12 protein-coding genes are annotated in these 10,302 nt (G+C 62.7%); 7 read left to right on the top strand and 5 right to left on the bottom strand.

All coding sequences use genetic code 11. From position 1 onward, the window contains the following. Window positions 1–108: 108 nt before the first annotated feature. The 3 genes from AC1RDJ_RS23780 to AC1RDJ_RS23770 are packed head-to-tail and all read right to left on the bottom strand — an operon-like array spanning window position 109 to window position 2,334. Window positions 109–1,056 carry a FecR family protein gene (locus AC1RDJ_RS23780; RefSeq protein ID WP_493028899.1) on the bottom strand — a complete coding sequence of 316 codons (948 nt, stop codon included), beginning with the start codon at window positions 1,054–1,056 and terminating at the stop codon, window positions 109–111. Beyond that, complete coding sequence (locus AC1RDJ_RS23775; RefSeq protein ID WP_493028898.1) at window positions 1,049–1,606, bottom strand: RNA polymerase sigma factor; 558 nt, start codon at window positions 1,604–1,606, stop codon at window positions 1,049–1,051. Before AC1RDJ_RS23775 ends, AC1RDJ_RS23780 begins: the two co-directional genes overlap by 8 nt. 2 nt (window positions 1,607–1,608) lie before the next feature. Beyond that, complete coding sequence (locus tag AC1RDJ_RS23770; protein WP_493028897.1) at window positions 1,609–2,334, bottom strand: secretin and TonB N-terminal domain-containing protein; 726 nt, start codon at window positions 2,332–2,334, stop codon at window positions 1,609–1,611. Window positions 2,335–2,549: 215 nt separating this feature from the next. Here AC1RDJ_RS23770 and AC1RDJ_RS23765 point away from each other — a divergent pair, with 215 nt between their 5' ends. The 5 genes from AC1RDJ_RS23765 to AC1RDJ_RS23745 all read left to right on the top strand — a co-directional run bounded on the left by AC1RDJ_RS23765 (window position 2,550) and on the right by AC1RDJ_RS23745 (window position 6,854). Next, a complete protein-coding gene (locus AC1RDJ_RS23765) occupies window positions 2,550–2,915 on the top strand; it encodes a hypothetical protein (RefSeq protein WP_493028896.1) in 366 nt (121 codons plus the stop codon). A 94-nt stretch (window positions 2,916–3,009) separates the two neighbouring features. Further along, window positions 3,010–5,358, top strand: coding sequence for a Tex family protein (locus AC1RDJ_RS23760; RefSeq protein WP_071326039.1), 2,349 nt, complete (start codon window positions 3,010–3,012; stop codon window positions 5,356–5,358). Window positions 5,359–5,362: 4 nt separating this feature from the next. After that, a complete protein-coding gene (locus tag AC1RDJ_RS23755; RefSeq protein ID WP_493028895.1) occupies window positions 5,363–5,833 on the top strand; it encodes a GNAT family N-acetyltransferase in 471 nt (156 codons plus the stop codon). A gap of 105 nt (window positions 5,834–5,938) precedes the next feature. Continuing rightward, window positions 5,939–6,250 (top strand): Grx4 family monothiol glutaredoxin, encoded by a 312-nt coding sequence (grxD, locus tag AC1RDJ_RS23750; protein ID WP_034753766.1) that lies wholly within the window; start codon window positions 5,939–5,941, stop codon window positions 6,248–6,250. Then, window positions 6,243–6,854, top strand: coding sequence for a UbiX family flavin prenyltransferase (locus AC1RDJ_RS23745; RefSeq protein ID WP_493028894.1), 612 nt, complete (start codon window positions 6,243–6,245; stop codon window positions 6,852–6,854). Before grxD ends, AC1RDJ_RS23745 begins: the two co-directional genes overlap by 8 nt. Before the next feature lie 167 nt (window positions 6,855–7,021). Here the strand turns inward: AC1RDJ_RS23745 and AC1RDJ_RS23740 are convergent, their stop codons facing one another. Together AC1RDJ_RS23740 and AC1RDJ_RS23735 are read right to left on the bottom strand one after the other, a co-directional pair. Continuing rightward, window positions 7,022–7,348 carry a hypothetical protein gene (locus tag AC1RDJ_RS23740; protein WP_071326036.1) on the bottom strand — a complete coding sequence of 109 codons (327 nt, stop codon included), beginning with the start codon at window positions 7,346–7,348 and terminating at the stop codon, window positions 7,022–7,024. A gap of 89 nt (window positions 7,349–7,437) precedes the next feature. Continuing rightward, window positions 7,438–7,845, bottom strand: coding sequence for a hypothetical protein (locus AC1RDJ_RS23735; RefSeq protein ID WP_034753756.1), 408 nt, complete (start codon window positions 7,843–7,845; stop codon window positions 7,438–7,440). Between the two features lie 691 nt (window positions 7,846–8,536). Between AC1RDJ_RS23735 and AC1RDJ_RS23730 the strand changes: the two genes are divergently transcribed. Further along, window positions 8,537–8,965, top strand: a complete 429-nt coding sequence (locus AC1RDJ_RS23730; protein WP_071326035.1) for a MerR family transcriptional regulator — start codon at window positions 8,537–8,539, stop codon at window positions 8,963–8,965. Between the two features lie 135 nt (window positions 8,966–9,100). Further along, window positions 9,101–10,285: an isovaleryl-CoA dehydrogenase gene (locus tag AC1RDJ_RS23725; protein ID WP_071326034.1), complete on the top strand. Its 1,185-nt coding sequence runs from the start codon at window positions 9,101–9,103 to the stop codon at window positions 10,283–10,285. Window positions 10,286–10,302 lie beyond the last annotated feature (17 nt).

Raw genomic sequence — 10,302 nt, 5'->3', positions numbered from 1 at the left:
CAGCATTGACAGGGGACAAGGTCCGGGACTGCAAAAGGTCATGAAAATGTCATAAATGGCGCAGTGCCTTGGCGCGCCGCCCTGACACGACGCCAGCACGGCCAGGCACTAGCCAAACAGCACGATGCCGCCAGGCAAGCGCGTCACGCGCGCGCCATACGCATCCTGGATCAGGGCGATCACATCGTCGAGGCGGTCGAGCGAGAAACTGGCTTGCACGCGGGTCTTGCCCAGCGCATCGCCGTTCAAGATGAGCTTGCCGGGACGGTAACGGTTGACTTCGGCCACCACCTCGGCCAGCGTGCTTTGTTTGAACACCAGCAGGCGCTGACGCCAGGCGCTGACGTCGCCGCCATTCACGGCGCGCGCGATGCCGAAATGCTCGGGCCGGTAGCGCAACTGCTCGCCGGCGGCCAGTTCCGCGTCGTTACCGCCCTGCACCACACGCAGCCGGCCCGCCAGGCATGTCACGCACACTTCCTGGCCGAACAGCCGGATATTGAAGCGCGCGCTGCCGGCCGACACCGTGCCGTCGCCGGCCTGCACGCGCACGCGCGCCGCGCCGCGTGAACCTGCCTGGAATTCGGCCTCGCCGGCCAGCAATACCAGCGCCGCCGCCCCATCGTGCAGGGGCGCCGCGTCGAGGCGCGTCTGCGTATTCATTTGCACCAGCACGCCGCCGTCCAGCGCCAGCGCGCGCTGCTCGCCCGTGCCGGTGGCGTAATCGGCGCCCAGGCCCGCCACGGCTGGCCACAGGTCTGTGGGCGGGCGCAGCACCAGCAAGCCCAGCGAGGCGGCCACGGCGCCGCCGAGCCAGGCGCGCCGCGCCGTATTCACCGGCTGCTGCGCCCGCTTGACGGCGCGCGCGGCCGGCGCCATGGCGCCCCACACGGCGCGCGCCTCGGCAAACGCCGTCGCATGCGCGCGGCTGCGCGCGCACCAGTGGCGAAACACTTGCGCGTCGCGCTCGCTGACCTGGCCCGATGCCAGACGCACCACCCAAGCCTGCGCTTCCTTCTGGATGACACCCATGTCGTCTTCCGCTTGTTCAATCATGATGTTTAGACGTTTTTCCCGCGCCGGGACCGAAGCGTTGAATGAAATCGCGTCCCATGCGCTCGCAGCAATGTTCGAGTCCGGCACGCAATTCCTTCTCCACCGTGCGGGCGGAAATGCCGAAACGCTCGGCGATGTCGCGGTGCGGCAACTGGTCGACGCGGGCGGCGATGACGATGGCGCGCCGGCGCTTCGGCAATTCCTGCAGGGCCCGCTCCAGTTCTTCGAGCTCGGCGCGCGCGCTGAAGGTGCGGGCCGGGTCGGCCAACTCATCGGCCATCTCGTACAGCTCGTCGATATCGGGCAGGCTGAGCAGGCGCGCATTGTCGCGGCGTTGATCTTCCGCAATGTTGATGGCGATGCGCATCAGATACGCGGATGGATAGCTGATCGCTTCGGGCGCGTTCATCCGCTCCACCCGCAAATACGTCTCGTGCAGCGCGTCATTGGCCAGGTCTTCCGAGCCCAGGCGGCGCTGCAGGTGGCGGCGAAACTGGCCGTAACGCTCGAGGAACAGCTTGCGCAAGGTGGCTTTCAGCAAATCCGGCATGCTCAGGACGCCCCGGCCAGGGACAGATACGGCGCACAATCGGCAGCGGGATCGGGCCGCGGCGTCAGCAATATCGTCAGCGGCTGCGGCAGGTTCGCCGGCGGCGCGCCATCCATCAGCAGGCTGCGCAGGCGCTGCAGCACGGCGCGGTCGCGCTGCGCCACGCCGCTCGCTTCGAGCACATGCACGGCGCGCACCTTGCCCCGCTCATCAAGCCACAGCTGGAAGGCCAGGCGGTAGCGGCCGAAGGCATCCGGATGCAAGCGGCACAGGGCGCGCGTGAGCGAGCGCTGCAGCACGGCCGCATACGCCTGCAAGGCCAGGCCGGCGGGGGCTGCCTCAGGCAATGGGGGCGCCGCCGGCGCTTCGGCGGGCAGCGCCAGCAAGGTAAACGCATTGCTGCCGCTGAAACGCACGCCCAGCTGCGTGCCCACCAGCAAGCGCTGCAGCGCTTCGGCCGGCGTGTAGTCGCCGCGCACGGGCGCCGCCATGCGCCCCGCCGCCAGGTCGCTGCTGACCAGCACGGAATAGCCGGTGATTTCGCCAAATGCCACCAGGGCCGCGTCCAGTGGCTGCGCGGGCAAGTCGAAGCGCACGCTGGCCTGCGCGCCGGCGTCGCTGCCGTCAGCGCCGGCGGCCGGCCGCACGAATGTCATCAATGTCATCAGCAAACAGGCCGACAGGGCCAGGGCATTGCCCGTTGCGGTGCGACGGTGGGTGCGTGTCATTTTCCAGGAACATCAACGAAAAGCCTGCTTGTGGAGTGTCTTAACTGCAATGTTGCCTGCAGAATGGCAAGATAGTAGCTTCGCAACATGACAACTGCATGACATGGCGCACGTCCGCATGGCGGCCTGTGTCATCGTTGCGACACATGGACTTGCTATGCTGGCGGCGTATTGAATCGTTTATTAATCGCCCATTCACCGTTCCGGGAGCCAGCATGGCGCGCCTGTTCTTGACCGTACTACTGGCTTGCGCCACCGTGCCCGCGCAGGCGGACGAGCACACCGTCGTCCTGCAGGCGGCCGCGCCCGAGAAGGGCTGCGTGGAGGTGGAAGTGAACGGCAAGCGCGAACAATCCATGTCTTGCCTGAGCGAAAAATTGCTGCCACCACACAGTGCCAAGTCGCAACGTCCGCCCACGCTATCGGGGGCGGAAAGCAATCTGCAGCGGCCGTCTAACCAGCTGGGCCTGTACAACCGCGCCGCGCTGGAGCACCGCATGGGCAATGCCTTCGGCAAATCCGTCACGCCGCAGCGACCGCCAGCGCCAGCGCCCGCCAGCCCGCTGCTGCCGCCGCGCTAGGCGTGTTGTCAACGCACAGTCCATTTGCGCTGTCAAGATTGCGCAATCGCGCCGATTGCGTATCATTCCAGGCTTGATCGCTCTGGAAACAACCATGCTGCCCACTATCGAACAACGCCTTGCCCTTGAACTTGCCGCCAAACCGGTGCAGGTTGCCGCCGCCATCGAACTGCTCGACGAAGGCGCCACCGTGCCCTTCATCGCCCGTTACCGCAAGGAAGCGACCGGCGGCCTCGACGATATCCAGCTGCGCCTGCTCGAAGAGCGCTTGCGCTACCTGCGCGAGCTGGAGGAGCGGCGCGCCGCCATCGTCGCCTCGATCACGGAACAGAACAAGATGACGCCCGCGCTGCTCGACGCCGTCATGCACGCGGAAGACAAGACGCGCCTGGAAGACCTGTATCTGCCGTACAAGCAGAAGCGCCGCACGAAGGCGCAGATCGCCATCGAAGCGGGCCTGATGCCGCTGGCCGACGGCTTGCTGGACAATCCGGAACTGACGCCGGAAATGGAAGCGGGCAAGTTCCTGCGCGATGCGTTTACTAGTGCCGACGGCAACAACCCCGGCGTGGCCGACACCAAGGCGGCCCTCGACGGCGCGCGCCAGATTCTTATGGAGCGTTTCGCCGAAGACGCGACCCTGCTGCAAACCTTGCGCGAATACGTGCAGGAACATGGCATCGTCGAATCGAAAGTGGTGGAAGGCAAGCAGGACGAAGGCGAAAAATTCGCCGATTACTTCGATTACTCGGAAACCATTGCCACAGTCCCTTCGCACCGCGCGCTGGCGCTGCTGCGCGGCCGCCGCGAAGGCATCCTCGACGTCACCCTGCGCCTGGACACGGAAGCGGAAAAACCGAAATGGGATGCGCCGCATAATCCATGCGAAGGCCGCATCGCCGCCCGCTTCGGCATCAAGCAATTGGGACGCCCGGCCGACAAATGGTTGGCCGACACGGCGCGCTGGACCTGGCGCGTGAAAAGTTTCATGCACCTGGAAACGGAACTGATGGGCGCGCTGCGCGAACGCTCGGAACTGGACGCCATCAACGTCTTTGCCACCAACCTGAAAGCGCTGCTGCTGGCCGCACCGGCCGGCCAGCGCGCCACCATGGGCCTGGACCCGGGCCTGCGCACGGGCGTCAAGGTCGCCGTGGTCGACGCCACCGGCAAGGTCGTCGACACGGCCGTGATCTACCCGCACCAGCCGAAGAACGACTGGGATGGCTCGCTGCACACCCTGGGCCGTCTGGCCGCCAAGCACAATGTATCGCTCATTTCCATCGGCAACGGCACCGCCTCGCGCGAGACGGACAAGCTGGCGCAGGACTTGATCAAGCAGCATCCGGAAGCGAAGATGACGAAGATCGTCGTCTCGGAAGCGGGCGCGTCGGTGTACTCGGCGTCCGAGTTCGCCTCGAAGGAATTGCCGGACATGGATGTGTCCCTGCGCGGCGCCGTGTCGATCGCGCGCCGCCTGCAAGACCCGCTGGCCGAGCTGGTCAAGATCGACCCGAAATCGATCGGCGTCGGCCAATACCAGCATGACGTGAGTCAAAGCCAGCTGGCCCGTTCGCTCGATGCCGTGGTGGAAGATTGCGTGAACGCCGTGGGCGTGGACGTGAACACGGCCTCGGCGCCGCTGCTGGCGCGCGTCTCCGGCCTGTCGGCCAGCGTGGCGCAAAGCATCGTCACCTACCGCGACATGAAGGGCGCGTTCACTTCGCGCGCGGCCTTGAAGGCCGTGCCGCGCCTGGGCGACAAGACGTACGAGCAGGCGGCCGGCTTCCTGCGCGTGATGGGCGGCGAAAACCCGCTCGACGCGTCCGCCGTCCACCCGGAATCGTACCCGCTGGTGGAAAAAATCCTGGCCGACATCAAGAAGGACATCAAGGCCGTCATCGGCGAAACGGCGCTGCTGAAAACCTTGAGCCCGGCAAAATACGCGGATGACACCTTCGGCGTGCCGACCATCTCCGATATCCTGAAAGAGCTGGAAAAGCCGGGCCGCGACCCGCGTCCGGAATTCACGACGGCCACCTTCAAGGAAGGCGTGGAAGAGATCCGCGACCTGCGTCCCGACATGATCCTCGAGGGCGTGGTCACCAACGTGGCCGCCTTTGGCGCCTTCGTCGACATCGGCGTGCACCAGGATGGCCTCGTGCACATCTCGGCCCTGTCGAACACCTTCGTGAAAGACCCGCACACGGTGGTGAAGGCGGGCCAGGTCGTGCGCGTGAAGGTGCTGGAAGTCGATGAAAAGCGCAAGCGCATCGCCCTGACCATGCGCCTGACGGACAGCGCGCCGCAGGCCGGCAGCAAGCCCGAGCAGCGTGGCGACCGCAACGACCGCCGCAGCATGGCGCAGCACCAGTCGCAGTCGCGCAACGCACCCGAGCCGGCCGGCAGCATGGCCGCCGCGTTCGCCAAGCTGCGCGGTTAAGTCCATGGCCGCCGGGCATGACCTTGCCATCCTGGCGGTGGATGCCGCCAGCCTGGATGCCCGGCTGCTGCTCGATGAATTATCGGCAGCATTGCTGCGCATCAATGGCGACAGCGGCCGTTCCTCGTTCGATATCGAAGCGGCAACGCCGCGCGGCGGCTTTTATCTGGCCCGCGATGCGACCGGAGCATTGCTGGGCTGCGCCGCCCTGCGGCCGCTGGGCGAGCCAGACAGCACCATAGGCGAACTCAAGCGCATGTATGCGCGCCCGGGCGCCGCTGGCGTGGGCGCGGCCCTGCTGGCCCATGTGGAAGCGCAGGCGCGCCGGCATGGCTATGCGCGGCTGCACCTGTCTACCCGCGTGGCCAATGCCCGCGCCGTGGCGTTTTATGCGAAACACGGTTATGCGCCTGTCGCTGCCTGGGGCAAATACGTGGGCGCGGCGCAATCGACGTGCCTGGGCAAGCCCGTATAGGCATCAGCGTGGCTGACTTGCCCGATTTATGACCTGAGCGCATACCCGTGGCGGCGTTTTCTTATAAAATGACGCCATCTATTTATTTACCCATCAGAGGCAGCTATGAGCGACGTACAAACCTGGATCAAAGAAACCGTGACGAACACGCCGGTCGTGCTGTTCATGAAGGGCACGGCCCAGTTCCCGCAGTGCGGCTTTTCCGGCCGCGCCATCCAGATCCTGAAAGCGTGCGGCGTGGAAAACATCGCCACCGTCAACGTGCTGGACGACCCGGAAGTACGCCAGGGCATCAAGGATTACTCGAACTGGCCGACCATTCCGCAGCTGTATGTCAAAGGCGAATTCATCGGTGGTTCCGATATCATGAATGAAATGTTTGAATCGGGCGAACTGAAGTCCCTGCTCGATGCCTGATAGCCAGCAGCGGCCGCGGCGTATCGTCATTGCCATCACGGGCGCCACGGGCGCCGTGTATGGCTTGCGGCTGTTGCAATTGCTCGGTGCCATCCCCGGCGTCGAGACGCATCTGGTGTTGTCGGATGCGGCCGTATTGACCCTGCACCAGGAAACGGGCGTGGGGCGCAAGGACATCGAAGCGCAGGCGCACGTGGTGCACAAGCTGCGCGACATCGGCGCCTCGATCGCCAGCGGTTCGTTCCAGTCCGATGGCATGATCATCGCACCGTGCTCGATGAAGACCCTGGCGGCCGTGGCCCATGGCTTGTCGGATAATCTGATCACGCGGGCAGCCGATGTGGTGCTCAAGGAGCGCCGGCGCCTGATCCTGATGGTGCGCGAAACGCCGTTCAACCTGGCGCACCTGCGCAATATGACGGCCGTGACGGAAATGGGCGGCATCATCTTCCCCCCATTGCCCAGCTTTTATCACCACCCGCACAGCATTGCGCAAATGGTCGACCATACGGTGGCGCGCGTCATCGACCTGCTCGGCATCGAGCACGGCCTGGCGCCGCGGTGGAACGGCCTGAAAGCCCCTGACCAGTCAGCGACAGACTGAAAAACTACGTGGCGGACGACGCACGTCACGCTGCCTGACAAAAGCGTAGCGGGCGGCAGCGGGGCTCGGCGCCCCCTTGTGGCCCAGAAGCGCAACCGTGCTGAAGCACGGTGAGCATCGCCGGCCGCAAAGCGCGACGCGCAGCAGCCTTGCTCAGGCATCCACCACTAGCGTTTTTCGAACTGCATGGCACTGGCCTGCTTCAAATCCCTGGCTTCTTCAACCATCCTGCGGTGGGCGATCCGTTTGCGCATCACTTCCGCATGTTGCGCGGCAGTCATGGGGGGCACGGTCATCAAGTCCTTCAGCTGCGCGGTATTGCTGTAGTTACTTTTCATAAGACGGCTCAAGTGCTCGGCTCCGTAGTGGATGAACTGGCTGTTTCTGATGTGATTATGCGCTGGTATTGTCCGCTGCGCCGCCGCAGGCGGGATTATTGTCAAATAATTCCGCTGCAGCGCAACATGCGAGGTCTTATTGTGCGGCAAAATCATGTCTCCAGTATGACTCTGCGCAAATAAAAGAACAGGAGATGCGCCATCGGCGAAAAGCGGATGGCGCCGGCCAGGAAAGGCCTGAAGGCTTACTTTTGGTAGTTGACTCTTACCAGCATGCGAATAAATTCACGCGCGATTTGACGATGATGTTCATCCAATCTTTGCAAATCGGCAATCAATTTCACATCGGCGGACTCAAAACGCGACAAGGCGCTGCCCGCTTCACCATTCGGCGTGGCACTTTCTGGCCCGCCAAAGCGCAACCATTCCGCCGGCACGCCCAGCCATTGGGCAATCATGCGCAATTTCTCTTGCGTGGGAATTGCTTCACCTACTAACCATTTCCTAGCTGCATGCACGGTAATCGGGCGCCCGTCGAAACGGATATTGAATTCCCGGGCCAGTCTGGTCGGGCTGTCTGGAGAATAATGGGCGTTTTTGAGAGCCAACTGAAGTCGCTGGCTGAAGCTTTCGCGTTCGTTAGAAGAATTCATAGGTGTACTATTTCATGTTGTAACATGAAAGTCAGTTTCTTGAATGACCATACAGATTGTTACATTTGAAAATTGCATTAATTAACAATTAACACTCCAGCCTGGCTTTTCCGATGAAAAACTGGGCCGAATTTTCTCTTGTGATCCTGCGTGGCTTCGGGTCAAATTCGCGGCTGGCCTTGATTTTCGCACTGCAGCACGATTCAAAGCCTCGGTTTGGCACTACAACGTACGGTATCGGATAATGCCCGCCTCTACCGATTCGCGCAATGCTCATGTAATACAATTTCTTGTAGACAAAGTTTTCAGAAGCGCCATGTTGTTTTCAATAAAGAAACAATAAGGTCGGCGTTTTCATAGTGAAACGTTGTTTTTTGGTCGTGCATATTGGCATAGCGCAACGTGCAAAAATTTTACTGCCATCGTAGCGAAAAAAATGTCGCCATACCGCCAAGAAAGCTCTTTTTGGTGTCATGTTGGCCACCAACTCTCGATCTTAAGCCCGTTTGTGCGGGAAGAATCAATTTATTTTCAGTAACTGTTGCCTTATTCGCCAAATCGCGGCGCCAGCGCCCCCTTTTTCTTTGTTGCAGCACGGGCAAGGCACGCTACAATAGTATTGACGTTGACGTAAACGGCACTTTGCCGCCCAGCCTGCCTTGCAGCGCACCGACTTTTCTACCGACCACCCATGCAACCATCACCGCCCGCACCAACGACGACCTACACCATTACCGAACTGGCGCGGGAGTTCGACATCACGGCGCGCGCCATCCGTTTCTATGAAGACCAGGGCTTGCTCAGCCCGAAGCGCGAAGGCGCGGGCGGGCGCAGCCGCGTCTACACGCCGCGCGACCGCACGCGACTGAAACTGACCCTGCGCGGCAAGCGCCTGGGCCTGGCACTGTCGGAAATCAAGAGCCTGGTCGACATGTATGAGTCGCCGAAGGACACGCGCGCGCAGATGGACCGCTTCCTCGGCGTGCTGGCGCAGCATCGCCAGACCCTGGAGCAGCAGCGCATCGACATCGAAATGGCGCTGGCGGAAATCAGTTCGCACGAGGAAGCCTGTGCGCGCATGCTGGCGGACTTGAACGATGGCAAGGTGGCCACGCTGTAAGACATGGGCGCAAGCTGGCCCGTGCCGCTTGACGCGCTTCACTTTACGTTTACGTAAACGTCACAACTGAGTATCATAGCTTCCACGACCCGGCATCCATGACCGCCACACCATAACGAAGATTACGAGGACGACATGCTCCATCTCCCAGGCTTGACCTTTGACCACGGCGACGACATCGCCGCGCTAAGAGTAGCGATCCAACAATTTGCCGCCGCCGAAATCGCGCCGCGCGCGGCTGAAATCGACCGCACGGACCAGTTCCCGATGGACCTGTGGCGCAAGATGGGCGACATGGGCTTGCTCGGCATTACCGTCAGCGAAGAATACGGCGGCGCCGGCATGGGCTACCTGGCGCACATCATCGCCATGGAAGAAATCTCGCGCGCCTCGGCCTCCGTCGGCCTGTCGTACGGCGCCCACTCGAACCTGTGCGTAAACCAGATCAAGCGCAACGGCACGGCCGAGCAAAAAGCCAAGTACTTGCCGAAACTCATCACCGGCGAGCACATCGGTGCGCTGGCCATGTCGGAACCGAACGCCGGTTCGGACGTCGTCAGCATGAAGCTGCGCGCCGACTTCAAGGGCGACCGCTGGGTCTTGAACGGCACCAAGATGTGGATCACCAACGGCCCCGACGCGGACGTGCTGGTGGTGTACGCGAAGAACGACCTGGAAGCGGGTCCGCGCGGCATGACGGCGTTCCTGATTGAAAAGAATTTCAAGGGTTTCTCCATCGCGCAAAAGCTCGACAAGCTGGGCATGCGCGGTTCGCACACGGGCGAACTGGTGTTCCAGGATTGCGAAGTGCCGGCCGAAAACGTGCTCGGTGGCCTGGGCAAGGGTGTCAACGTGCTGATGTCGGGCCTCGATTTCGAACGCACCGTGCTGTCCGGCGGCCCGCTGGGCATCATGCAGGCGTGCATGGACCTGGTCGTGCCCTACGTGCATGACCGCAAGCAATTCGGCCAGCCCATCGGCGAATTCCAATTGATGCAGGGCAAACTGGCCGACATGTATTCGACCATGATGGCGTGCAAGGCCTATGTCTACGCCGTGGGCCAGGCCTGCGACCGCGCCACCACGCCGGAAGCCGTGCGCCAGCTGCGCAAGGATGCGGCCGGCGCGATTCTGTATAGTGCGGAGAAGGCGACCTGGATGGCCGGCGAGGCGATCCAGGCCCTGGGCGGCAACGGCTACATCAATGAGTATCCGGCCGGCCGCCTGTGGCGCGACGCCAAGCTGTACGAAATCGGCGCCGGCACCAGCGAAATCCGCCGCATGCTGATCGGCCGCGAACTGTTTGCGGAAACCAAGTAAAGCACGGGTGCGCGGAT

It is taken from the genome of Janthinobacterium sp. GW822-FHT07H10, from assembly GCF_058798675.1.
This window is presented reverse-complemented; position numbering and strand designations above follow the sequence as displayed.

Bases quoted from the DNA above. Each gene is read 5' to 3' on its own strand.
- AC1RDJ_RS23780 (WP_493028899.1), bottom strand. From the start codon at position 1,056: ATGATTGAACAAGCGGAAGACGACATGGGTGTCATCCAGAAGGAAGCG.
- AC1RDJ_RS23775 (WP_493028898.1), bottom strand. From the start codon at position 1,606: ATGCCGGATTTGCTGAAAGCCACCTTGCGCAAGCTGTTCCTCGAGCGT.
- AC1RDJ_RS23730 (WP_071326035.1), top strand. From the start codon at position 8,537: ATGCAACCATCACCGCCCGCACCAACGACGACCTACACCATTACCGAA.
- AC1RDJ_RS23745 (WP_493028894.1), top strand. From the start codon at position 6,243: ATGCCTGATAGCCAGCAGCGGCCGCGGCGTATCGTCATTGCCATCACG.
- AC1RDJ_RS23755 (WP_493028895.1), top strand. From the start codon at position 5,363: ATGGCCGCCGGGCATGACCTTGCCATCCTGGCGGTGGATGCCGCCAGC.
- grxD (WP_034753766.1), top strand. From the start codon at position 5,939: ATGAGCGACGTACAAACCTGGATCAAAGAAACCGTGACGAACACGCCG.
- AC1RDJ_RS23725 (WP_071326034.1), top strand. From the start codon at position 9,101: ATGCTCCATCTCCCAGGCTTGACCTTTGACCACGGCGACGACATCGCC.
- AC1RDJ_RS23740 (WP_071326036.1), bottom strand. From the start codon at position 7,348: ATGATTTTGCCGCACAATAAGACCTCGCATGTTGCGCTGCAGCGGAAT.
- AC1RDJ_RS23765 (WP_493028896.1), top strand. From the start codon at position 2,550: ATGGCGCGCCTGTTCTTGACCGTACTACTGGCTTGCGCCACCGTGCCC.
- AC1RDJ_RS23735 (WP_034753756.1), bottom strand. From the start codon at position 7,845: ATGAATTCTTCTAACGAACGCGAAAGCTTCAGCCAGCGACTTCAGTTG.
- AC1RDJ_RS23770 (WP_493028897.1), bottom strand. From the start codon at position 2,334: ATGACACGCACCCACCGTCGCACCGCAACGGGCAATGCCCTGGCCCTG.
- AC1RDJ_RS23760 (WP_071326039.1), top strand. From the start codon at position 3,010: ATGCTGCCCACTATCGAACAACGCCTTGCCCTTGAACTTGCCGCCAAA.